The sequence below is a fragment of the Megalodesulfovibrio paquesii genome (assembly GCF_054653055.1).
In genome coordinates, this window is the sequence record NZ_BAAIGQ010000005.1 from 722,474 (window position 1) to 743,829 (window position 21,356).

Annotated in this window: 22 protein-coding genes and 1 tRNA gene; 11 read left to right on the forward strand and 12 right to left on the reverse strand. The window is 63.4% G+C overall.

Annotated elements, in window-relative coordinates; translation table 11 throughout:
- Window positions 1–3: 3 nt before the first annotated feature.
- The 4 genes from gcvPB to ACYQ00_RS09850 all read right to left on the reverse strand — a co-directional run bounded on the left by gcvPB (window position 4) and on the right by ACYQ00_RS09850 (window position 3,839).
- A complete protein-coding gene (gcvPB, locus tag ACYQ00_RS09835) occupies window positions 4–1,449 on the reverse strand; it encodes an aminomethyl-transferring glycine dehydrogenase subunit GcvPB (protein WP_460031963.1) in 1,446 nt (481 codons plus the stop codon).
- Complete coding sequence (gene gcvPA / locus ACYQ00_RS09840; RefSeq protein ID WP_460031964.1) at window positions 1,446–2,777, reverse strand: aminomethyl-transferring glycine dehydrogenase subunit GcvPA; 1,332 nt, start codon at window positions 2,775–2,777, stop codon at window positions 1,446–1,448. Before gcvPA ends, gcvPB begins: the two co-directional genes overlap by 4 nt.
- A gap of 27 nt (window positions 2,778–2,804) precedes the next feature.
- Window positions 2,805–3,182, reverse strand: a complete 378-nt coding sequence (gcvH, locus tag ACYQ00_RS09845; RefSeq protein ID WP_460031965.1) for a glycine cleavage system protein GcvH — start codon at window positions 3,180–3,182, stop codon at window positions 2,805–2,807.
- A 243-nt stretch (window positions 3,183–3,425) separates the two neighbouring features.
- Window positions 3,426–3,839, reverse strand: coding sequence for a response regulator (locus ACYQ00_RS09850; protein WP_460031966.1), 414 nt, complete (start codon window positions 3,837–3,839; stop codon window positions 3,426–3,428).
- 224 nt (window positions 3,840–4,063) lie between these two features.
- Between ACYQ00_RS09850 and ACYQ00_RS09855 the strand changes: the two genes are divergently transcribed.
- Together ACYQ00_RS09855 and ACYQ00_RS09860 are read left to right on the forward strand one after the other, a co-directional pair.
- Window positions 4,064–4,396 carry a hypothetical protein gene (locus ACYQ00_RS09855; RefSeq protein ID WP_460031967.1) on the forward strand — a complete coding sequence of 111 codons (333 nt, stop codon included), beginning with the start codon at window positions 4,064–4,066 and terminating at the stop codon, window positions 4,394–4,396.
- On the forward strand, window positions 4,380–5,204 hold the full coding sequence (locus ACYQ00_RS09860; protein WP_460031968.1) for an HD domain-containing protein: 825 nt from the start codon (window positions 4,380–4,382) through the stop codon (window positions 5,202–5,204). The genes ACYQ00_RS09855 and ACYQ00_RS09860 overlap by 17 nt, the downstream gene beginning before the upstream one ends.
- Window positions 5,205–5,219: 15 nt before the next feature.
- Here ACYQ00_RS09860 and ACYQ00_RS09865 read toward each other — a convergent pair whose 3' ends face one another.
- Window positions 5,220–5,453, reverse strand: a complete 234-nt coding sequence (locus tag ACYQ00_RS09865) for a hypothetical protein (RefSeq protein WP_460031969.1) — start codon at window positions 5,451–5,453, stop codon at window positions 5,220–5,222.
- A gap of 151 nt (window positions 5,454–5,604) precedes the next feature.
- Between ACYQ00_RS09865 and ACYQ00_RS09870 the strand changes: the two genes are divergently transcribed.
- Window positions 5,605–6,804: a pyridoxal phosphate-dependent aminotransferase gene (locus ACYQ00_RS09870; RefSeq protein WP_460031970.1), complete on the forward strand. Its 1,200-nt coding sequence runs from the start codon at window positions 5,605–5,607 to the stop codon at window positions 6,802–6,804.
- A gap of 10 nt (window positions 6,805–6,814) precedes the next feature.
- Window positions 6,815–7,477 carry a methyltransferase domain-containing protein gene (locus ACYQ00_RS09875; protein ID WP_460031971.1) on the forward strand — a complete coding sequence of 221 codons (663 nt, stop codon included), beginning with the start codon at window positions 6,815–6,817 and terminating at the stop codon, window positions 7,475–7,477.
- On the opposite strand, the gene ACYQ00_RS09880 is transcribed toward ACYQ00_RS09875, so the two are convergent.
- The 6 genes from ACYQ00_RS09880 to ACYQ00_RS09905 form a co-directional block, all read right to left on the reverse strand.
- Window positions 7,417–7,902: a hypothetical protein gene (locus ACYQ00_RS09880; protein ID WP_460031972.1), complete on the reverse strand. Its 486-nt coding sequence runs from the start codon at window positions 7,900–7,902 to the stop codon at window positions 7,417–7,419. The genes ACYQ00_RS09875 and ACYQ00_RS09880 overlap by 61 nt on opposite strands.
- A complete protein-coding gene (locus tag ACYQ00_RS09885; RefSeq protein ID WP_460031973.1) occupies window positions 7,902–10,202 on the reverse strand; it encodes a GspE/PulE family protein in 2,301 nt (766 codons plus the stop codon). The genes ACYQ00_RS09880 and ACYQ00_RS09885 overlap by 1 nt, the downstream gene beginning before the upstream one ends.
- Before the next feature lie 162 nt (window positions 10,203–10,364).
- The gene (locus tag ACYQ00_RS09890) at window positions 10,365–11,036 is read right to left on the reverse strand and encodes an HAD family hydrolase (protein WP_460031974.1); all 672 of its coding nucleotides are present in this window, start codon (window positions 11,034–11,036) and stop codon (window positions 10,365–10,367) included.
- 37 nt (window positions 11,037–11,073) lie between these two features.
- A complete protein-coding gene (locus ACYQ00_RS09895; RefSeq protein ID WP_460031975.1) occupies window positions 11,074–11,361 on the reverse strand; it encodes a DUF1330 domain-containing protein in 288 nt (95 codons plus the stop codon).
- A gap of 178 nt (window positions 11,362–11,539) precedes the next feature.
- Window positions 11,540–12,388: an HAD hydrolase-like protein gene (locus ACYQ00_RS09900; RefSeq protein WP_460031976.1), complete on the reverse strand. Its 849-nt coding sequence runs from the start codon at window positions 12,386–12,388 to the stop codon at window positions 11,540–11,542.
- A 12-nt stretch (window positions 12,389–12,400) separates the two neighbouring features.
- A complete protein-coding gene (locus tag ACYQ00_RS09905; protein ID WP_460031977.1) occupies window positions 12,401–13,660 on the reverse strand; it encodes a DUF3179 domain-containing protein in 1,260 nt (419 codons plus the stop codon).
- A 242-nt stretch (window positions 13,661–13,902) separates the two neighbouring features.
- On the opposite strand from ACYQ00_RS09905, the gene galE reads away from it, so the two are divergent.
- Window positions 13,903–14,913, forward strand: a complete 1,011-nt coding sequence (galE, locus tag ACYQ00_RS09910) for a UDP-glucose 4-epimerase GalE (RefSeq protein ID WP_460032505.1) — start codon at window positions 13,903–13,905, stop codon at window positions 14,911–14,913.
- A 52-nt stretch (window positions 14,914–14,965) separates the two neighbouring features.
- Here the strand turns inward: galE and ACYQ00_RS09915 are convergent.
- Window positions 14,966–15,042: transfer RNA gene (locus tag ACYQ00_RS09915), tRNA-Pro, on the reverse strand.
- A gap of 231 nt (window positions 15,043–15,273) precedes the next feature.
- On the opposite strand from ACYQ00_RS09915, the gene ACYQ00_RS09920 reads away from it, so the two are divergent.
- The 6 genes from ACYQ00_RS09920 (at window position 15,274) to ACYQ00_RS09945 (ending at window position 21,326) form a co-directional block, all read left to right on the forward strand.
- Window positions 15,274–16,356, forward strand: a complete 1,083-nt coding sequence (locus tag ACYQ00_RS09920; RefSeq protein WP_460032506.1) for a protein-glutamate methylesterase/protein-glutamine glutaminase — start codon at window positions 15,274–15,276, stop codon at window positions 16,354–16,356.
- Between the two features lie 159 nt (window positions 16,357–16,515).
- Window positions 16,516–18,471: a HEAT repeat domain-containing protein gene (locus ACYQ00_RS09925; protein WP_460031978.1), complete on the forward strand. Its 1,956-nt coding sequence runs from the start codon at window positions 16,516–16,518 to the stop codon at window positions 18,469–18,471.
- A complete protein-coding gene (locus ACYQ00_RS09930) occupies window positions 18,471–19,346 on the forward strand; it encodes a CheR family methyltransferase (RefSeq protein WP_460031979.1) in 876 nt (291 codons plus the stop codon). The genes ACYQ00_RS09925 and ACYQ00_RS09930 overlap by 1 nt, the downstream gene beginning before the upstream one ends.
- A gap of 83 nt (window positions 19,347–19,429) precedes the next feature.
- A complete protein-coding gene (locus ACYQ00_RS09935; protein WP_460031980.1) occupies window positions 19,430–20,215 on the forward strand; it encodes a ParA family protein in 786 nt (261 codons plus the stop codon).
- The gene (locus ACYQ00_RS09940; RefSeq protein WP_460031981.1) at window positions 20,199–20,939 is read left to right on the forward strand and encodes a chemotaxis protein CheW; all 741 of its coding nucleotides are present in this window, start codon (window positions 20,199–20,201) and stop codon (window positions 20,937–20,939) included. The genes ACYQ00_RS09935 and ACYQ00_RS09940 overlap by 17 nt, the downstream gene beginning before the upstream one ends.
- A gap of 15 nt (window positions 20,940–20,954) precedes the next feature.
- Entirely contained in the window at window positions 20,955–21,326 is a 372-nt protein-coding gene (locus ACYQ00_RS09945) for a response regulator (RefSeq protein WP_460031982.1), read from the forward strand.
- Window positions 21,327–21,356 lie beyond the last annotated feature (30 nt).

The window sequence follows — 21,356 nt, forward strand, 5'->3', positions numbered from 1 at the left end:
ATACTACGCGTCGTCCACAAGGACCATGTCCCGCGCGGCCTTGGTTTCGTCCAGCCGGCCCACGGGGGTGGTGTGGGGGGCGTGCTGGAGGGCGGCGGGGTCCTGCTCGGCCTGGATGAGCAGATCGATCAGGTCGTCCACAAACTGGTCCATGGTTTCGCGGCTCTCGGTTTCCGTGGGCTCAAACATCAGGCATTCCTTGACGATGAGCGGGAAGTAGACCGTGGGGGCGTGGTGGCCTTTGTCCAACAGGGCCTTGGCCAGATCCAGCGCCCGGACGCCATGCTTGGCCTGGGCCACGGCTGTGGCCACGAACTCGTGCATGCACAGGCGGTCGTGCGGGATTTCAATGTGCGATTCCAGGCGCTTGCGCATGTAGTTGGCGTTCAGGACCGCGTATTCGCTCACCCGGGTCAGGCCCTCGCGGCCCTGGCGCAGGATGTAGGCATAGGCCTTCAGGAACACGCCGAAGTTGCCATAGAATGGAGCCATGTAGCCGATGGACTTGGGGTAGTCATAGTCCAGGAAGAAGCGGCCGTCCTTGAGTTTGACCACGCGGGAGATGGGCAGGAAAGGCACGAGCCGTTCGGCCACACCCACCGGGCCTGCGCCGGGGCCGCCAGCGCCGTGCGGGGTGCCGAAGGTCTTGTGCAGGTTGAGATGGACCACGTCGAAGCCCACGTCTCCCACGCGCATCTTGCCGAGGATGGCATTGAGGTTGGCCCCATCGTAGTAGAGCAGGGCGTCCCTGGCGTGGGTGAGGGTGACGATGCGGTCCAGATGCCGCTCAAAGAGCCCCAGGGTGTTGGGGCAGGTCATCATCACGGCGGCCACGTCGTCATCCAGGGCGTTTTCGAGGTGCTCGGGATCGATCATGCCATCCACAGAGGCGATGTTGACCACATCGTACCCGGCCAGGGCGGCGGTGGCGGGGTTGGTGCCGTGGGCGGAGTCCGGGCAGATGACCTTGGTTTTTTTATTGCCTTTGTCCCGGTGATAAGCCGCAATGCTCATGACACCGGTCAGTTCGCCGTGGGCGCCGGCCATGGGATGCAGGGTGAAGGCGGCCATGCCGGTAATTTCGCAGAGCAGCTGCTCGGTTTCGTACATCACTTCCAGGGCGCCCTGGGTGAAGTGCCCGGCCCCGCGCAGCTGGGCCATGAGCGGGTGCAGCCGGGTGAAACCGTCCAGGGCGGCCACGTATTCCATGAAGCGCGGATTGTACTTCATGGTGCAGGAGCCCAGGGGGTAGAAGTTGGTGTCCACGCCAAAGTTGCGACGGGAAAGCTCGCTGACGTGGCGCATGACGTCGAGTTCGGACACCTCGGGCAGCCGGGCGGCGTTCTGGCGCAGGAGGCTGGCGGGCAGGTGCGCGGCGGCTGGAGCGGCCGGGGCGTCGGGCATGGTCCCTTCGCGGCCGGGGACGGACTTGGCGAAGATGGTTTTCACAGCATCCCTCCAACCATTTCAGCCAGATGACCGATCTGCTCCCGGCTGGTTTTCTCGGTGCAGGCCACCAGCAGGACGTTGTCCATCCCGGCGTAATAGCCGCCAACGGGGAAGCCCGGCACCAGGCCGCGGCTGGCGCATTTGTCCACCACCTCATGGGCGTTGCGCGGCAGCACCACGGCGAATTCATTGCCAAACGGAGCATCGGAGAGCATCCGGACCCCGGGCAGGGCGCTCAGGCGTGCGGCCGCGTAATGGGCCTTGTCCACGGCGTCTTCGGCCATGCGGGCCAGCCCCTGGGGACCAAGGACGCAGAGGGTCACATATGCCCGGAAGGCGCAGAGGGCCTGGTTGGAGCAGATGTTGGAGGTGGCTTTGGCGCGACGGATGTGCTGTTCGCGGGCCTGAAGGGTCAGCACATAGCCCGTGCGGCCCTGGTGGTCCACGGTGCGGCCGACGATGCGGCCGGGCATTTGCCGGACCAGATCCCTGGTGCAGGTCATGATCCCCAGATACGGGCCGCCGAAGGAGAGGGGCAGGCCCAGGCTCTGGCCCTCGGCCACAGCCACGTCTGCGCCCATCTGCCCGGGCGTTTTAAGGATGGACTGCAGCACCGGATAGCCGGACAGCACGCTGACCGCCCCCTTGCTCCTGGCGTGGGCAAAAAGCGTGGTGTAGTCGTGGATGGTCCCGAAAAAGGTGGGATTCTGCACCACCACGGCTGCGGTGCGTTCATCCACGGCGGCCAGGAGCGCTTCCAGGCTGGAGGCGCCGGCCTGATGCGGCACCGTGGCCAGCTCCAGATGGAGATTGGTGGTGTAAGTGGCCAGCATGGTACGGTAAATGGGAGAAAGGCTCTCATCCACCACGATGCGGGAACGCTTGGTGGCCCGTACGGCCATCATGCAGGCTTCGAACAGGGCCGAGCCGCCATCGTACACACTGGCGTTGGCGCAATCCATGTCGAAGAGCCGGCTCACGGCAGTCTGGTATTCAAAGATGGCTTGCAAGGTGCCCTGGGAGGCCTCGGCCTGGTAGGGCGTGTAGGCAGTGAGGAATTCGCCGCGGGAGGAAAGCGCGTCCACGATGGCCGGGATGTGATGGTCGTAAAACCCGCCGCCAAGAAAGCTGACCACGTCGGTCTTGTTGGCGCGGGCCAGTTCTTCCAGCCGGGCGCACACGGCCCGCTCGCTCATACCTGGAGGAATGTTGAACGACTTCGGCCGCATGGACGCAGGAATATCCTGGAAGAGCGCTTCCAGCGACGAAACGCCCACCACTTCGAGCATCGCCTGGGTCTGCTCAGGTGTATGGGGAATGTATGGCATGTGGGGTGGCCGGTCCTTTGGTTTGGATTATTCCTCAAGCAGGTCGGCGTATTCTTCAGGGGTCAACAACCCTTCGGAGGGTTGTCCGCCGGTCACCCGCACGCGGACCATCCAGCCTTCGCCGTAGGGGTCTTCGTTGATGACCTCGGGCGTGTCAGCTAATTCTTCATTGATGGCAATGACTTCGCCATCAACAGGAGAATAGATTTCGCTGGCGGCCTTGACCGATTCCACGGAGCCCATTTCTTCGCCCGCAGTCAGGGTATCGCCAACTTTGGGAAGCTCCACGAAGGTGAGGTCGCCGAGCTGGGACTGGGCAAAATGCGTGATGCCCACCACAGCTTCATCCTCCTCCATACGGATCCATTCATGCGTTTTGGTATACAGCAGTTCATCAGGAATCATACATTCCTCCAGGGTAGGGAAAGAAACGGGAACGCGCGCCAAGCCGTCTCGGGCTTGGGGCAACTGGAATGGCTATGTCCCGGCCCATGACGACTCATACGTGCGCATGGGCGTGACTGCAAGCCATCCGGGCAGGCAAATTGAGTGTTTTTTGCATGGAAGCGGGGGGCGAAACGCACCGGACACAACCGCCGCACCGGAAAAAACCGGGTGCGGAGGTGAAGTACAGACGGCGTGTGCGTCTTACTCGGCCATGGGGGCCAGTGTCAGGCCCAGGGCGGCGATTTCTTCCAGCAGCATTTGCTTGCGGATGGGCTTGACGATGTAGGAGGTGGCGTCGCCGAGAAAGAATGCGTCGTGCACTTCGCGGTTGTCGTCAAGGCCGCTGATCATGATGACCTTGGCCTGCTTGCAGCCTTCGCCCAGGAGCTCGCGCTCCACTTCGCGAATTTCGCGCAGGGCCTTCTGGCCATCCATGTTGGGCATGAGAATGTCCAAACATACCAGATCATACGGCTCGCGTTCCTTGCAGGCGGTGCGGAACGCCTCCACACCTTCCTCACCGTCCACGGCAATGTCCACATAGCCGAAGGGGTGGAGGATTTTCTGCAAGAGCTTGCGGCTGTCGAAATCGTCGTCCACAATCAGAAACTTCATGCACCCGGCTCCGGATGGAAGTGTGCAAAAAATGAGGCAGGACGAATAGTAACCACGGATTAACGCAGGCGTCAATTGCCAATACGGCCAAATTGGTGATAGCCTGCACAGTTTGCGCACAATGGCCGGCCTGCTTGCAATTGCCTGCGCCAGGGGCTACACCAAACGGCGGAATATGCACTTCATTTGTCAACTTTTTTGCCTAGATCCAGAAAGATATCATCATGAACAGCGCTCTTGCCGCCATCCTCGGGGCTGCTTCCGGTTGGGATTTCTGGCCTTTTGATGCCGCGTATCCCATGGGGTTCTGGCCCTTTGTGGCCAAAATCGCCTTTGTGGCCATCATCTTTGGCGCCGTGGTGCTCTACCTGCGCAAACTCTTTGGCCCCGGAGGACGTTTCAGGCCAGAAGGCTTGGAAACCATTCAGGAAGCCAGAGCCAGGGAGGCCCGGGAGCAGGCTGAGGCCGCCGCACAGGCCGGGATCACGCCTGCCACGCCTGCCGGGCCTGCCACGCCGGGCGAAGCCGGGGAGCGCAAACATGGTTCACGCGCCTGAGCTGGGCGGGCTGGCCGAGACCTTTGAGGCCTTTGTGGCCAGGCACTGCAATGGAGATGCCCGGGACCGGCACAATATTGAGCTCAAGCGCGAGCATTCCTGGCGGGTGATGGACAACGCCGCGGCAATCGCCGGCTCGCTGGACCTGCCGGCGCCGGCGCAACATCTTTGCCTGGTTGCCGGGCTGCTGCACGATTTTGGAAGATTCCCGCAGTACGCGCGGTACAAGACCTTTCATGATGGCAAGTCCGTGAACCATGCCCGCCTGGGGACACGGCACCTGCGGGCGGAGGCGGCCTGCGCCACCATGCCGGCTGCGGCCCGGCGCATGGTGCTGGCGGCGGTGATGCTGCACAACCGGCGCGAGCTGCCGCGAGGCATCGCCCCGGCGTTGCAGGGCCTGACGGAAGTGGTGCGCGATGCGGACAAGCTGGATATCATCCGGGTCATGGCTGCCCATTTCAGCGCGCCCGACGCGTCCAACCCCGTGGTCACCCTGCATGTGCAGGAAGACCCGGACCGCTGGACCCCAGCCTTGCTGGAGGATATTCTGCAAGGAAAAAATGGCAGCTACAGCGCCATGCGCTATGCAAACGACTTCAAGATTCTGCTCTGCGGCTGGGTGAACCAGCTGCGCTATGGCCGCAGCAGAACCCTCCTGGACGCCCAGGGGCACATCCATACACTGCTTGGAACGTTGCCGGATGCCCCGGAACTGACCCAGCTGCGGGAGATGGTGCGGAGCCTGCTGGAAAGGCCACTGCCGGAACCGGACTGTACCCGGGCGCTCCGGCAGTGGCGGGAGTGAAGGATGCGCGCCAGATCAGGCGCTTTCGCTGAAGAGCTTGCCGGCCATGCGTTCCAGCAGTTCGCCAGCGGTGGTGAAGATCATCGGTTTTTGTGCGGATTCGCCAACATTCACAGCCAGAGGCAGGGATTCGCCGTTGACACTCGTCATCTTGTGGATGTTGTACTGCATCCGCATGGTGTTGGCGATGCTGCTCTGGTTGAACCGTTCAGCCTCCAGGATGGACTGCCAGGTAAGGTCGCTGGTCATATGCCGTCTCTCCATGACTTGCCGTCAGGGGGCAGCCGACGGTCTTGGAATACTTTTCTCTAATGTAACCCCGCCACAGGCCCCGGTCAAGCCGGGAACAGCGAGCCGACATCATGGATCGGCCGGCGGGCCAGTGCACAGGTGATTGCTCATGCATGCATGCTCCGCTCCTGCACCCTCGCAGCGAGCCTCTCAGGTCAAGCCGTTTTATGTCATGGAAATTCTGGAAAAAGCCCAGGCCATGCAGCGCGCCGGCATCGACGTGGTGCACCTGGAGGTGGGCGAGCCGGACTTCGAAACGCCTCTCCCCATCCGCGAGGCCGCCGAAAAGGCCCTGCGCGACGGGCACACCCATTACACCCACAGCCTGGGCCTGCCCGAGCTGCGCGAGGCCATCTGCCAGTGGTACGCGGCGCATTACCAGGTCCAGGTCACTCCGGACCGCGTGGCCGTGACCAATGGCGTCTCCCCGGCCATGCTCCTGGCCTTCTCGGCCCTGCTGGACTGCGGGGATGAAGTGCTTCTGGCTGATCCGCATTACGCCTGCTACCCCAACTTCGTGCGGCTGGCCGGCGGGACACCGCGCTTTGTGCCCGTGCGCGAGGAAGAGGGCTACCAGCCCACGGCCGCGGCAGTGCGGCACGCCATGGGGCCGCGGGTAAAGGCGCTGCTGGTGAACACCCCCGGCAACCCCACGGGAACCTGCCTGAGCCTGCCCCGGCTGCGCGAACTGGCCGCGGTGGCGCCGTGTCTGGTCAGCGACGAGATCTATAATGGACTGGTGTACGGCGAGGGTGAGGCCGCCCCGCAGGACGTCTCGGCCCTGCAGGCCACGTCCGAGGCCCTGGTGCTGGATGGCTTTTCCAAGCGTTTCGCCATGACCGGCCTGCGGCTGGGGTATCTGATCTTTCCGTCGCAGCTGGCCCGGGCTGTTTCGTCCGTGACGCAAACGCTGTTCATCTCGCCCAATGCCGTGTCCCAGTGGGCCGGGGTGGCGGCATTGCGGGACTGCGCCCCGCACATGGAGGCCATGCGCCGGCAGTACGACGAACGCCGCCGGCTGATGATCCGCCGGCTCAAGGGCATGGGCTTTTCCCTGCTTACGGAACCCACGGGCGCGTTCTATGTGTTCGTCAATGCGCGGCCCCTGTGTGGTGATCTGGGGGCGGATTCCATCGCCCTGGCCAACCGCATTCTGGAGGAAGCCCACGTGGGCGTGACCCCGGGCGTGGACTTCGGGCCGGGCGGCGAGGGTCATCTGCGCTTCTCATACGCCACGTCATTGGAACGTATTGAGGAAGGGCTTACTCGTCTGGAACATTGGCTGGAGCGCCAGGGCTGCCGGGCGTAAGGCAGATGCTGTGGATGATGAATACCGTCTGATCGCAAAGATTTACGCGCCGTTGCTGGAGCCGCTGCTTGCGCCCGTGCGGGCGGAGGTGGCGGCGCTGGCGGCGCAGGAGGGCTGGCGGCTGGTGCTGGACGTGGGCGGTGGTACGGGCGGGCAATGCGTGGCGCTGCACCACCTGGGCGTACGGTGCCTGTTGCTGGACCGTTCGCCGGCCATGCTGCGGGCCGCGTGGCGGGAGAGGATGGAGGGACGGGCGTTGCTCGTGCAGGGAGATGCCGCCGCCGTGCCGCTGGCCGATGGGGCGGTGGATGCGGCGCTCTTTTCCCTCTGCCTGCATGAGATGGAACCGGCCCTGCGCCGGGCTGCCCTGGCCGAAGCCGGTCGCGTGGCCCGGGCTGTGGTGGTGGCAGACTATGCAGAATACGCCGGAGATGCCCGGCCCCGCGCTGGTTCCAGGGCAAGGGAACTCCTGGCGCGATGGGTCGCGCACGTGCCGGAACGTCTGGCCGGCCGGCGGCATTACCGGATGTTCCGCGACTACCTGACCCGCGGCGGCGCAGCCGGCCTGCTGGCCGAGGCCGGGTTTCGTGTGCGCGTCCGCCGGAATGTGCTTCAGGGGGCGCTGGCAGTCATGCTGGCGGTGCCAGAAACCGTCACGCCCCAGAACTCCTGATCCATCAGGGAAAGGCGCCGGTCAATGCGGAAGGTGGGATCCTTCTGACAGGCTTCGGCCACGGCGGTATCGTGGACGAAGAGCTGGTTCAAGTCCATGTTCTGCTGGCGCTCTTCCTCGGAGATTTCCCCGCGGTAGTCCCGGATCAGCAGGCGGATCTCACCAGGGGCGAGCTGGGTGCGGTGGTTGTCGGCCATGCAGCCGCACATGCTCCTGGCCTGGGCATCGCCAAGATGTGGCGTGGCCTGCTGCAGGCAGAGGCCCTCGAATTCCGCCGCCAGGGCCGCGGTGCTTTCGTGGGGAGGCTCCACGGGACGTTGCTCGCCGGCACAGGCGGCCAGGCTCAGCGCCGCCGCCAGGGTGGCGGCCATGAGGCCCAGGCAGGTGGAACAGCGGCGGGTGATGATTGCACGGCATCTTGGCATCAGGAAACTCCAACGCGCAGAAATTCTTCAAAGGTGGTAAGACCTTCCAGGACCTTTACCGCCGCATCCATGCGCAGGGTGCGCAGGGCGCCAACTTCCAGGCAGGCCTGCCTGATGTCGCTGGCCGAGGCGCCGCGCAGGATGAGCTGCGCCACAATGGGGACCATGGGGTCGATTTCCAGCAGTTCGAATAACCCCGTGTAGCCGCGATAGCCGATGCCCTGGCAGGCCGTGCAGCCTTTGGCCCGGAACACGCGGGATTCCCGGCCAGCCAGGCGCGCGCCCAGGGCCTTGAGCATGGCTTCGTCAGGGGTGAATTCATCCTTGCAATCAGGGCAGACGCGCCGTGCCAGCCGCTGGGCGGCCACCAGCTGCACTGTGGCGACGATGCGGTGGGGTTCCAGGCCCATGTCCGCAAGCCGGCTCAGGGCTCCCGGCGCGCCCCCCGTGCCGCCTGGATCGGGCGCCAGGAGGCAGCCCAGGGCCTTGTGCCCGTCCAGGGTGGCGTCGAGGAGCAGGCTGGCCGTGTCCTTGTCCCGGATTTCACCGACCATGAGCACGTCGGGATCCTGTTGCAGCACGGCCTGCAGCCCTGCGGCGCAAGTCAGGCCCGTCCGCGGGTGCAAGGGGATCTGCGCCACGCCCCGAAGCGGGTGCTCCACGGTTTCTTCCAGGGTGACGATGCTGCGCTGCCGGCCCGCCAGTTGCTGGAGCAGGGCGTACAGCAGGGCGGTTCTGCCGCTGCCGGCGGGGCCTGAGGTCAGGAAGAGGCCGCCGGGCTTTTCCAGCCAGCGGTCGAGTTTGGCCCGCTCCGCACTGCGCAGGCCCAGATCCTCCAGGCCCAGCGGCGCGCTGGCCGCATCGCGGAGATGCAGCACCACCTTTTCGCCGTGGATGGTCGGCAGACAGCCTACCTGCACCAGCACCTCGCGCCCCTTGAGCGGCAGAACCACGCGGCCCTGCTGCGGCATCGACGCGATGGTCTCGTCCAGGCCGGCAAGCTGTTTGAGCCGGGCAACCAGGGTCTCATGCATGCGACGGTGGGGGGCAGCCATCTCGTGCAGGACGCCATCCACCCGAAACCGCAGGGAAATGCGGTCATGTTCTGGCAGAATATGCACGTCGCTGGCCCTGGCGTGCTGGGCGGCAGCGAGGATGCGGTCGATGACCCGGGTGAGCGGATCAGCCTGAGGTTCGGCGACCGACGGTGACGCCGCCTCAAGAGATCCGACTGGCTCAGATTTGACCGGTTCAGCGGGCGTAGCCGGCTCGGGAGCCATCTCCAGGGGGGCCGCTGGCGTGTGCGTCTCCGGGGTGGGCGCCTCTGTGTCGGGGCTGACGGCCTGCCTGAAGGAGGATGTTGCCTCGACTGTGGGCAGCTCATCCGAAAAAGAGAACTCATGATCGTCCGTCTCGGGGGCGGCGGGGGCTCCCTCCGCCTCAGGAGGCAGCGCCTCTGTGCCGGGTGGCAGGACTTCTTCGAGGGGGACGATGTGTTCGGGAGGAAGCAGGTCGTGCACGTCCAGAATTTCCAGATCCGCGTCTTCCAGATCCGCGTCTTCCAGATCCCCGACTTCCAGATCCGCGATTTGGAGCTCAGCGACTGCCGGCTCTGCGATTTCCGGGTCTGTATCCGGGAAGATCTCGTCCTCCATCCTGGGCTGCGCGGGCTCGGCTTCGCGGTCTGCGCCGTAGATGGCCTTGTGCAGGGCGTTGAGCTCGACCCTGGTGCAGAGCACGGGCTCCACATCCTGGCGGATGGTTTCGGCGGCGTTGTCCAGGGCCGAGAGGTCGGACGGGTCCAGGCATCCCAGCCACAACACGGGGCCGCGCTTGCGCAGGGGCACGCATTCGTGCTGCCGGGCCGATTGTTCGGAAAACGCGTGCTTCAGGGCGGGATCCAGGGGAAAATCCGCCGGGGAATAGCGCTCAATCTGCAATTGCTCGCTCAGGAGCTGCAGCAGCCGGGCTTCGTCCACATAGCCCCGCAGCACCAGGAACATGCCCAGCCGCATGGGGGGCCTGGCCTGCTTGTGTTCCAGGATGGCCGCCTCCAGCTGGGGCTCGGCAATGAGTCCGGCCTCCAGCAGCATTTCGCCCAGCTTGCGGCGGGGGCGTTCGGGGCGGCGCGGCGGACGTTTCGCCTGCAGGCCAAGCGGGGCAGGATTCGCGGGCTGGGCCGGGCGGATTGGCGGGGCGCCTGGCGTCTTTTGCGCCGGGGGGGCCGACTGCACGCCCAAACGCAGGGACAAGCCCTCGGACTGGGGACGCGGGGGCGGAAGAAGGGGCGGCTTGGCCATGAAAGCTCCTGCGGCGAAACTTCGCTGAACGTGAAAGCAACAGTAAAATGCGGAAAGATGGTACGGGGAATCCCGATGCAAATCAAGAGAAAGCGACTGTGCAACCCGCTATTTTACATTGCGCCTGACTGGTGCGTGCCAGCTGTTGCAGTCAACAGCATCTCATGTCTCAGGCAGCAGATGGGCGAAGAGGGCCGGCGCATCCGCGGCCACCACATGCGCACCGGCGTCGGCCAGGGCCTGCATTCCGACTCTGCCGGACGCCACGCCAGCAGCCTGCACGCCAGCTCGCAATGCCGTGGCGATGTCCATGGGGTGATCGCCCACCATCAATGCTTCCGCAGGATTGCACTGCAACAGCGTCAACGCCTCCAGCAGGTGTTGCGGATTCGGCTTGACCCGGCGAACGCCTTCGCGGGGCAAAAACGCCTCGCACCAGTCGTTCACATCGGGAAAAACCTGCCGCACCGCGGCGTCGCAATTGCGGGTGATGATTCCCAGACGCGTTCCGGCCTGCCGGAGTTGCTGCAGGAGAGGGCGGGTGCCCTGGAACAGCCGGCCGCGAAGCGCGGCTTCCAGCTCAAGGCCCGTCACCGCAGCGTGCGCCTGGAAGAAAAAGTGAACCCCGGCGTCATGCCCGCAGCGGCCGGCAATTTCCAGCCGGGTGGTGTCGATCCATTCCAGCACCGGCGTGCTGCCCGGCACGGGTGCAGGCAGGAGGAACTCCGCGGCCACCGCAGCCACGCGGCGACGCATGTCTTCGAAATCTATGACCAGCTCGGCCAGGGTGCCGTCGAAGTCAAATACAACGGCGCGGGGGAGGGACTGCAGCATGATGGGTGTCTGCGCGGGTGGGAGTGGTGGCGGGAACTCAGTCTTCCACAATCACCGATTGCCCCACCACGCTGGCCTTGCGCAGGGGGTCGATGGCCTGGTAGGCGGGCGAATCGAAGCAGGCCTTCAGGGTCTCGACATCCTTGAACCTGATCAGCACCACGCGCTGGGGCGCCCAGTCCCCGGAATATGCCTGCACGGCCTTGCTGACCAGCAGATACTCCCCGCCGGCGGCTTCGATGAGCGGCCGGGCCTGGGCCCGGTAGCGGTCATAGGTCTGCGGATCGGTGACGGCGATGGTCTGGATGACGAGATAGGCTGCCATGGCGTGTGCTCCCGGGGATGCTCCCAGTCTTGTTCCAACCCTGTTCCAGGCTTCCCTGTGCGCGGGGAGCGTGGGGCGACGGCTGGCCATGGCAGTAGCAGGGGGGCGGGGCGGTGGCAAGCGATCATCTCCGGGCACGGCCTTCCGCCACGGCCCCCGCGGCAACAGGTGAAACAGGCTAGACCGGGAGGCTGTCCAGCAGGGCGGGCAGGTCAAACAGGCTCGGCAGGAAGTAGTCCCCAGGGCGCAACTGCGCCTCCTGCCCCGGCTTCCATTTGCCCGTGCCGACCATGGCGCAGCGGGCACCAATGGCCACGGCGCCGGCCACGTCGGTGAGCAGGTCGTCCCCGATCACCAGCACCTCTTCCGCACGGCACCCCAGGGAGGCCACGGCCTGGCCGAAGAAGAGCGGCGAAGGCTTGCCAGCCACCTGGGCCTGCACGCCCGTGGCCGCTTCCAGGGCAGCCACGTACGCCCCGCAGTCCAGCCGGGGGCCGTCCGCGGCAAACCAGAACGGGTTCTTCTGCAGGGCCAGCAGCTCGGCGCCGCCCTGCATCCAGCGCAGCACCTGATTGAGCAGGGCGTAGGAAAAGCCTTCGCCAAGGTCGCCCATGATGATCAGATCCACGTCGGGGCTGGCCTGGGTGTTATGGCCGGCATGGGCCTGCCCGGGACCGGCGACGATGCAGTCTTCGATATCGGCAAAGAGCGGACGCACGGCCTCTGGCACCAGCAGGGCGCAGCGCAGGCCGGCCTGGGGTGTCCGGGGGGGCCGGGCGGTCCGTAACGTGCGCATGTGCGCGAGGCAGGCCATGGTGGCAGTCAGGATTTCGCCGGGCTCCACCTGCAGGCCCATCCCGGCCAGATCGGCGGCGATGCGCTCCGGGGTGCGGGCGGTAATGTTCGTGATGAGCCGCAGGCCCAGCCCCCGGCGTTTGATTTCGGCCAGCGCCTCGGCCGCGCCGGGCAGCGCCTGACCGCGGTGGGTGAGGGTCCCTTCGACATCAGACAATACGGCAAGAGGCATGCGCAAATCCTGTCAGTTGGTGGTTGGGCCAGCGGTGGCATTGGCTGTGCTGTTGGCGGTGGCATTGTCAGCTGGCGGGTTGCGGAGCAGGGCCTCCAGGCGGGGAGGGATGGCGTCCGGAAAGCTGCGCATGGATTCGCGCTCCAGCTCGGGAGTCCAGTTGTACAGCTTGGTTTCCGGGAAAAAGGCCGCCCAGGCATACCACATGGCCGTGAAGCTGGGCAGCCGGGTCAGCCTGGAGCCGGCCAGGGGGCCTTCAAGTCCCTCGCCCGTGGGGCTCCAGCGGGTCCGGGTCGTGCTGTCGTAAATACCCTGGGGCAGTTTGGCGAACGCCAGGGGCTGGCCGTTCACACGGCGATCGAACAGCCGCGTGGCGTGCAGGCTTTCATCCCACAAGGCCACAATGGGGAACGACCCGGCGTCGAAATTGGCCGCACCGGCATGGCGCAGCGAGTTCTTGACCACGGCCACCAGCATGTCCGGCAGAATGAGGCCGAGGACTTTCTCCTTGAGCGGCTGTTGCCGGTCAAGAGTTGAGACGGGATGCACCAGGACGTTGTTGTCGTAATAGGTGCCGTTGCGGGTGTAGGAGCCGTAGGGGTCTTTCGAGTAGTCGCGCCGAAAGCCCGTGGCTTTGGAGAGGACGAGGGCGTTGGGGTATCTGGCGGCAGCGCGGCCGTAGGTGGTCCAGAGCAGGGGGGTGGGGCTGAGCCTGGCACCCTTGAGTGGCCCCTTGACGCACAGGCCGGCGAGCTGGGTCCAGAGGGAGCCGGTGGCGCGGTCGTACAGCAGGGTGTTGTTCTCCAGCAGGGGGCCTGCAGTGCCAAACGTGGTGACGGTGGAGCCCACTGTGCCGGAATAGGCCACCACGGAACCCGTGAGCGGGCAATACGTGACCGAACGGCGGACACTGGCCGGGCCGGTCCCTTCCACCTCATTGACCACGGCATGCCAGACCAGGGTCATTTGGGGATAGATGCGCGGAGGGGAGGCGTCTTCCAGCAGAAAGACCGGATCCCCGGCGTCCATGACCAGATTGGCGTCGGTGATGGACATGAATTCCGGGCGATCAATGGGCGGGATGGCGTCCCGGGCCACTCCCGTATCCAGAATGCGGGAGGCCATGGTGTCCAGCCGTTCCGGGGTGAGCATGCCCGGTGGGGGCGGCATCACCAGCGTGGTTTTCTCATAGGCCATGGCCGCATGGGGCAGGGCGACACAACAAAGCAGCAGGATTGGCAAAACAAGAGGGTGCAGGGTGGAGGATCTCATGGTCTTGTTCCTGCCCGGGCCTGCGGGCGTGTGTAGGAGGATACGGGAACGGTCGCACGATGCCAAGACGGATGCGCTGGCGGCCACGTTCCGGACGGACGCCCGATCGCCGCGCCAGGCGGGCATCCGATGCGCGCGCCGGAGCGGGCCGGGCGGGACTTGCCAGGGCCAGGGAACACACGTACACACGGCATGCTTGCGACAACCATCCATTGGAGGGTGAAATGTCTGGTTCCTTGATGATGCCATCGCGCCCCGTGCATGCCTTGGTCACTGGCGGATGCGGCTATATTGGTTCGCATATGGTCAGACTCTTGACGCAACTCGGCCACCAGGTGACGGTGCTGGACAATCTTTCCACAGGCCATCGCCAGGCGTGCGGCGGGGCCAGGCTGGCGGTGGCGGACATTCGCGACGCCGAGGCGGTGCAGCGGATCTTCGCGGCCAACGCCTTTGACGTGGTTATGCATTTTGCGGGCCTGATCGTCGTGTCCGAGTCTGTCGTCATGCCGGGTGTGTATTATGACGTCAATGTCACCGGCACCCTGGTGTTGCTGGAGGCCATGCGCAAGGCCGGGGTCAATCGGTTTGTCTTCTCCTCCACCGCCGCGGTGTACGGCGAGCCCGAGGGTGGCGGTCTTTCCCGCCCCCTGCGCGAGGACGACCCCACCCGGCCCATCAACCCCTACGGGCATGGCAAACGCATGGTGGAGCAGATGCTGGCCGATTACCGCACCGCCCATGGCCTTTCCTCGGTGGTGTTCCGCTATTTCAATGCCGCTGGAGCGGACCCGTCCGGGGAGATTGGCGAGGCCCACAATCCAGAGACGCATCTCATCCCCAACGTGCTTAACGCCGCGCTGGCGGGGCAGGATGGAGGCCAGGGCCTGACCGTCTTTGGAGACGACTATCCCACTCCCGACGGGACATGCCTCAGGGATTACATTCATATCAACGATCTCGCCAGGGCGCACCTGGCCGCCGTGGCCTACATGGAACAGCACGAAGGGGCGCACCTGTTCAACCTGGGCAATGGCCGCGGGTTCAGCGTGCTGGAGGTGATTGAGGCGGCCCGCCGGGTGACCGGCAAGGATATCGGCTATCGTGTGGCGCCCCGCCGCGCCGGCGATGCCCCCGCCCTGGTGGCCGACGGTGGCAAAGCCCGCGAGGCCCTGGGCTGGACGCCGGACTATCCCGAGGTGGACGGCATCATCGAAACAGCCTGGCGCTGGGCCAGGGCGCGGCGGTATTAGCGTGCCTGGAGCCAAAAAAAACGCGCCGGCAAAACCGGCGCGTTGGGAAGACTGGTCGGGATGGCGCGATTCGAACGCGCGGTCTCCGAGTCCCGAACCCGGCGCTCTACCAAGCTGAGCCACATCCCGAATGGAAGAAAGGTCTCTACACGCGCCGCGGGGCTTTGACAAGTCTTTTTCCTTGCACGCAGCAATTTTTGCGGGCAAACCAAGGCTCCACATGGACAAAAAGCCGCCTGTGTGCGAGCATGGGCCGTACTGAACTACGAGGACAGACAGCGAGGAGCAGTTGTGATTGCAAGCCGGGAACGAGGATCGACGCGCGGCATCAGCGTGGTGGTGGTGGATGATTCCGCCTTCATGCGCAAGGCCATTCAGACGATGCTGGAAAAAGATCCAGAAATCCGCGTTGTTGCCACAGGCAAGAACGGTGCGGAAGGATTGGAGCTGATCCGCAAGCACAATCCTGACGTCATCACCCTGGATATTGAGATGCCCCAGATGGACGGCTTGACGGCCCTCAAGCGCATCATGATGGAGAATCCCAAGCCGGTGCTGATGATCAGCTCATTGACCACCGAAGGGGCCGAAGCAACCCTCAAGGCCATGGAGCTTGGCGCCGTGGACTTCATTCCCAAGCAACTCTCCAAGGTGACGCTGGACATCATCAAGATTGAAGAGCAACTCCGGGCCAAGGTCAAGGAGATTGCCCGCCGTCGGTTTCGCCCGCCTGTTCCCTCGCGCGGGGCAACCACGCGCCTGAGCGTATCCGCCTATTCCGGCGGGGCCGTTGCCACTGCGGCGGAGTCGGCGCAGGCAGCCGCCTCCGCCACGGTGGCGCCCGTCACGAAACCTGCCGGCTCCCCGGTGCGCGACGTGGTGGCCATTGGCGTTTCCACCGGCGGCCCGCCTGCGGTGCAGAAGGTGCTCTCCGCGCTGCCCAAGGATTTTCCGGCAGCCATTCTCATCGCCCAGCACATGCCGGCGGCCTTTACCGGCCCCTTTGCCAAGCGGCTGGATGGTGTCTGCGAAATCACGGTCAAGGAGGCGGAGGACGGCGAACGGCTTATGCCCGGCGTGGCATACGTTTCTCCTGGCGGGAAGCACCTGGGCATTGAGCAAAAAGTTTCACGCATCGATGTGCGGGTAATGAGCGAGCCCGCCGACGCGCTGTACAAGCCTTCGGCAAATGTGCTTATGACATCTGTCGGGGAAGGGGTCGGCCGTCGGGCGCTGGGCGTCATCCTCACCGGCATGGGCAGCGATGGCATGGAGGGCATGAAGATTCTGAAGGCCAAGGGCGGTCGGGCCCTGGCGCAGAACGATCAATCCTGCGTGGTGTACGGCATGCCCAAGGCCATCGTGGATGCCGGGCTGGCTGACGAAATACTGGATATTGACGACATGGCCGGCGCCATTCTGGCGAATCTCTATAAAAAATAGAGCCGGCAGTTGGGGTCGCGCCCGCAGGGGGCAGCGTTCCATGCATTGTGCAGGGGGGGACGGAAGCACAGGCGCCAGCCTGATGCGCAAGGTTGTCGTGCGCCTGTCACCGTGTTCATGTATGTACCGCCTTCCGGGAACTTAATGCAGGGAGAAGTTATGACAGTCTGTCCTGATACCATGACGTTGTTGCAAAGCGACGATGTGGACCAGATTCGTGAGGGCTGCTTCGCGGCGGGGGAGACGAAGTGTCTGGAAGCATTGCCGTTTCTGGTGCAGCATCTGCAAAGCGAGAACCTGGGTGTGCAGGAGGCGGCGGATGAGGCCTTGCGCCGTATCCCTTCTCCCGAGGCGGTTCGCGCGCTTGCTCCGTTGCTGTCTTCCGACGATGCCCCCCTGCGCAACCTGGCCATGGATCTCTTGCGTGAGATCAGCCAGGAAGATTTGGATACCTGCATCGTCATGCTCAAAAGCGAGGATGGCGATCTGCGCATCTTCATGGCCGATATCCTGGGATCGTCCGAATCGCCGTTGGCGGTGGGCCCCCTGTGCGATGCCCTGCTGAAGGACCCGGACGTGAACGTGCGGTATCAGGCTGCCGTGAGCCTGGGGGCGCTGGGCTTTTCCGAAGCCGCCCCCTGCCTGACCAAGGCCCTGCAGCAGGATGAAGAGTGGGTCCAGTTCTCGGTGATTGAGGCCATCACCAAAATCCGGGACGATTCTGCCGTGGAGGCCCTGGCCAAATCCCTGGATAATGCCACGGATCTGGTGGCGTCCATGATTGTGGAAGCCCTGGGGGAAATGGGCTCCATGAAGGCGGCGGTGCTGCTCTTGCGGCGCATGGATGCCGCCACGCCAGCCCTGCGCAGCAAATTTGTGAAGGCAGTGGTCAATATCCTGGGCGCCAAAAGCATGGCCATGCTTTCCGAGGCGGATCGCACCCGCATCCACAAATACAGTCTGGAAGCCCTGGAAGACGAGGATACAGACATCCAGGACGCCGCCATTCAGGCCCTGTCCTATGTCGGGGGTGATGACGCCACCCAGGCCATCCTTCGCCTGGGCGGGGCGCTGGACCCTGTGGTGGATCAGGAGCGGCTGGAACAGCTGGCTGGCGCTCTGGCTGGCATCGGCTATGGTCCTGCGCTGGAAGTGAGCGTTCGGGAAGGGTCCTGGAAAGAGGGCATGCTGGCCGTCAATACCATCAGGCTCATCGGCGATCCTGCCGCCATCGGCCTGCTGGTGGACGAGTTCTGGAACAAAGACCAGGACATGCAGCGCAATATCATGAGCGCCATGCAAACCCTGACGGCAGCGCTTGCCGAAACAGGCAGCGCAGATACCGCCTCCCTGACAAGCTTTCTCATGGATTTGCTGGAGCGGCACAAGGATGCCACGGTCATCAAAGGCGCCATTCACATTCTCGGGCCCATCCTGCGGCACGCTCCGGCCGTGGATACCATGTTTGCGTTTCTGGAACACCCGTTCGACGATGTCAAAGACGCTGCCCTGGATGCCTGCGTGGCCATCAACGGCCCCAGGGTGCTGGAGCGGTTCCGGGAGCTGTTCCACAGCACCGTGATGATGAACCGCCTCATGGCCGTGTATGTCTTCAGCCGGACCAATGTGGAAGAGTCTCTGGATCAGCTGCGCGAGGCCCTGGAAGACCCTGCTCCGGAAGTGCGCAAACTGGCCCTGGAAGGCCTGCGCAGCGTGTGCGAAAGCATGGATACCCTGATCCCGGCAGTGCTGGGGCGGCTTTCCGATGAAAACCGCGAGGTGCGGCTGGCTGTGGTGGAAGTGCTTGGCCAGTGCTGCATGGATGTGACAGCCTATCTGGAACAGGCGCTGCATGATGAGGATGACTGGGTGAAGGTCCGGGCCCTGGAGGCCCTGGCCCAGCGTCGCGACCTGGACAGCGTCCGATTCATCGCCCCGTTTGTGCAGCATGAAAATACCCTGGTGGCCATCAAAGCCGTGGAAGCCCTGGGCGATATTGGTGGCGAATCGGCCTTCCGCGCCCTGCTGGAAGCCCTGACCAGCGACAACCCCGACGTGGCAGCCGCAGCTGAGGCCGCGGTGGATCGCTTCAAAAGCGAAGAGGGAGAACTCTGATGGCAGCCCTGTTCTCCAGCGGCGTCGCCGAGCGCAAGGATATCAAGATCGGCGATACGGAATTTACCCAGCTGAGGGATTATATTTATGAACTCAGCGGAATCTATATTGCGGACAACCGAAAATACCTGCTTGAAAACCGGCTGGCTGGTCGGCTCAAGGTGCTGAACCTCAAGGATTTCAGCGAATATTTCTACTACCTTCGGTTCGATCCGAACAAGCGCAATGAACTGACCAAGTTGTATGAGGTCATTACCACCAACGAAACGAGCTTTTACCGCAATCCGCCCCAGCTCAAGGTGTTCCAGGAAAAAGTCCTGGCCGAGGTGCTGGAAGAACAGCGCAAGCTCAAATCCAAAAAGCTCCACATCTGGTCCGCCGGCTGCTCCACAGGCGAGGAGCCGTATACCCTGGCCATGATCATCCATGAGATGCTGGGCAGCGAGCTGCCCACCTGGAGCATCAAGATCACGGCCAACGACCTCTCCGAGGCCGTCTTGCGCTCTGCGCGTGAAGGCGTGTACACAGACTACGCCCTCCGGACAACGCCAAAGGAAATCATCACCCGGTATTTCATCCAGGAAGGCGTGAAATACCGGGTTAAGCCGGAGGTCAAGCGCCTTGTTTCCTTTGGGCACATCAACCTGAACGACCGCATGGCCGTCAAACGGGTGGAGCGTTCGCAAATTGTCTTTTGCCGCAACGTGATCATCTATTTTGACGACGCCATGAAGAAGCGCGTGATCTCGTCGTTTTACGATAACCTGCTGCCCGGAGGCTATCTGCTCATCGGCCATTCCGAGTCCTTGCACAACATCTCGCGCGCATTCAAGCCGGTGCATCATCCCGGGGCCATTATTTACCGTAAAGAATGACCGGAACGCGCCGAAGGAATTGACAGTGTCAAGCAAGCGTTGCATGCCGTCGCATGCGGCTCGCGCCATGGAGGGGCAGTCTCGTGCCGGCTAGTGTGCTGGCAGTGGCCAACCAGAAAGGCGGAGTCGGCAAAACCACCACGGCGCTTTCTCTTTCCGCCGCGTTGGGCAACTATGGCAAACGCACTCTGGCTGTGGACATGGATCCGCATGTGAGCGCTTCCATTCACTTGCGGTGTTATCCGGAAGACATGGAAGTGACGGTCTTTGACCTGTTTCAACGCGAAGGGGCGGCGCTGGAAACCCTCTGGAGCAAGGGACGTGTGTGGGAACCGGGCAAGCGGTTTGAGTTCGTGCCCGGACACAAACGCCTCTCGGATCTGGAGGTGGACTTGAGCCAGCGCAAGGGCAAGGGATTGTTGCTTAAACAAGCATTGAAATCCGTGCTGGACGAATATGACTACATTGTGTTGGACTGTCCTCCGCACCTGGGAGTGTTGTTGGTGAATGCCCTTGTGGCTGCGGATCTGCTGGTGATTCCGCTGCAGACGGACTTCATGGCCGTGCACGGGTTGAAATTGCTGTTTGAAACAGTTGGCACGCTCAACAAGCTCAGAGCCAAGCCCCTGCGCTATCGTGTGCTGCCAACCATGTTCGACGCCCGCGCCGGTGCCTGCCGGCGGGTACTGATGCTCTTGAAGGAAAAGCTTGGGGAAAACATGTTTTCCACCATCATCCATATGGACACGAAATTCCGCGAGGCCAGTGCCCAGGGGCGCACTGTTGCCGACGCTTTTCCCGAAAGCCGCGGCGCCCTGGAATACCAGCAACTTGCCAAAGAGATCATCAGCCATGAGCAGAAGTCCTGAAGAATATTTCCAGACCCATGAATTTGCCACCCAGAGCGCCCAGGCACAGCTGACCGAAGGCGAGCACGCCTTTCTGGAAAAATATGTGGGGGTCAAGGAAGGGGACGTGCTCGACAAGCTTGGGCTCGATGCCCCCGTGGATGCCCGAGCCGTGGCCCTGGAGCAGGCTGTGGACGCGGCCACGGGAGAGCCGGTGGCCGCTGCGCCCGAGGCGGAAGCCGAGCAGGGCCACGATGTTTCCCAGATGCGCGATTTTGAAGGGGCGCTGCGCAAGCTGCCGGATTTGCAACTGGTCAGCTTTTTTCTTGGCGATCAGGAATTCACCATCCCCATCCAGGCCGTGCAGGAAGTCATCCGCTATGTGGAGCCCACCAAGCTCCCGGAATCTCCGCCGTATCTGGCCGGCATGGTGAACTTGCGTGGCACAATCACTGCATGTATCAATCTTGCATCGCTGATGGGAATGCAAGACGCAGAGGAAGAGGACGGGGCAGCCCCCCGGGCGCGATTCATCATCGTGTGCCGGCGGATGGGGTTGCAGGTGGGGTTGTTGGTGGAGCAGGTCGCTACCATGTACCGCGTTGCGCAGGATCAGATTGAGTGGAACATTGAGCAACGCATGGGGGGCATGGTGGAAATAGTAAATGCCTTGATGCGTCGTGGTGACGACCTTCTGGGCATTATCTCCATCGACAAGATAGTGGAAAAGGTCCTCAAACAGTGAGGAAAAGGTGACTCCGTGGCCAAGAACAACATCCTGATAGTGGACGATTCCAAAACAGTGCGCAACCTTGTGGCCTTCATTCTCAAGAAGGAAGGCTACAAAGTCACTGCCGCGGAAAACGGGTTGGACGGCCTTGAGAAACTGTATTCCATGGAAGCGGTGGATCTGATCATCTCCGACATCAATATGCCGAAGATGGACGGCTTCACCTTTATCAGACAGGTGCGTGAACAGGAGTTGTACCGCGACCTGCCCATCGTTGTGCTCTCCACGGAAGGACAGGAAAAAGATATACAGCAAGGTTTGCAGCTGGGGGCAAACCTCTACATGGTCAAGCCTGCACAGCCGGAAAAGTTGCTGCGCAATGTCAAAATGTTGCTTGGCTAACACAGGCCTCCAAGACCCGACGCACAGGAC

What these genes read in the sequence shown, in the direction of transcription:
- gcvPA (WP_460031964.1), bottom strand. Translation starts at nt 2,777, where the DNA reads ATGCCATACATTCCCCATACACCTGAGCAGACCCAGGCGATGCTCGAA.
- gcvH (WP_460031965.1), bottom strand. Translation starts at nt 3,182, where the DNA reads ATGATTCCTGATGAACTGCTGTATACCAAAACGCATGAATGGATCCGT.
- ACYQ00_RS09850 (WP_460031966.1), bottom strand. Translation starts at nt 3,839, where the DNA reads ATGAAGTTTCTGATTGTGGACGACGATTTCGACAGCCGCAAGCTCTTG.
- ACYQ00_RS09855 (WP_460031967.1), top strand. Translation starts at nt 4,064, where the DNA reads ATGAACAGCGCTCTTGCCGCCATCCTCGGGGCTGCTTCCGGTTGGGAT.
- ACYQ00_RS09860 (WP_460031968.1), top strand. Translation starts at nt 4,380, where the DNA reads ATGGTTCACGCGCCTGAGCTGGGCGGGCTGGCCGAGACCTTTGAGGCC.
- ACYQ00_RS09865 (WP_460031969.1), bottom strand. Translation starts at nt 5,453, where the DNA reads ATGACCAGCGACCTTACCTGGCAGTCCATCCTGGAGGCTGAACGGTTC.
- ACYQ00_RS09870 (WP_460031970.1), top strand. Translation starts at nt 5,605, where the DNA reads ATGCATGCATGCTCCGCTCCTGCACCCTCGCAGCGAGCCTCTCAGGTC.
- ACYQ00_RS09880 (WP_460031972.1), bottom strand. Translation starts at nt 7,902, where the DNA reads ATGCCAAGATGCCGTGCAATCATCACCCGCCGCTGTTCCACCTGCCTG.
- ACYQ00_RS09885 (WP_460031973.1), bottom strand. Translation starts at nt 10,202, where the DNA reads ATGGCCAAGCCGCCCCTTCTTCCGCCCCCGCGTCCCCAGTCCGAGGGC.
- ACYQ00_RS09890 (WP_460031974.1), bottom strand. Translation starts at nt 11,036, where the DNA reads ATGCTGCAGTCCCTCCCCCGCGCCGTTGTATTTGACTTCGACGGCACC.
- ACYQ00_RS09895 (WP_460031975.1), bottom strand. Translation starts at nt 11,361, where the DNA reads ATGGCAGCCTATCTCGTCATCCAGACCATCGCCGTCACCGATCCGCAG.
- ACYQ00_RS09900 (WP_460031976.1), bottom strand. Translation starts at nt 12,388, where the DNA reads ATGCCTCTTGCCGTATTGTCTGATGTCGAAGGGACCCTCACCCACCGC.
- ACYQ00_RS09905 (WP_460031977.1), bottom strand. Translation starts at nt 13,660, where the DNA reads ATGAGATCCTCCACCCTGCACCCTCTTGTTTTGCCAATCCTGCTGCTT.
- galE (WP_460032505.1), top strand. Translation starts at nt 13,903, where the DNA reads ATGCCATCGCGCCCCGTGCATGCCTTGGTCACTGGCGGATGCGGCTAT.
- ACYQ00_RS09920 (WP_460032506.1), top strand. Translation starts at nt 15,274, where the DNA reads ATGCGCAAGGCCATTCAGACGATGCTGGAAAAAGATCCAGAAATCCGC.
- ACYQ00_RS09925 (WP_460031978.1), top strand. Translation starts at nt 16,516, where the DNA reads ATGACAGTCTGTCCTGATACCATGACGTTGTTGCAAAGCGACGATGTG.
- ACYQ00_RS09930 (WP_460031979.1), top strand. Translation starts at nt 18,471, where the DNA reads ATGGCAGCCCTGTTCTCCAGCGGCGTCGCCGAGCGCAAGGATATCAAG.
- ACYQ00_RS09940 (WP_460031981.1), top strand. Translation starts at nt 20,199, where the DNA reads ATGAGCAGAAGTCCTGAAGAATATTTCCAGACCCATGAATTTGCCACC.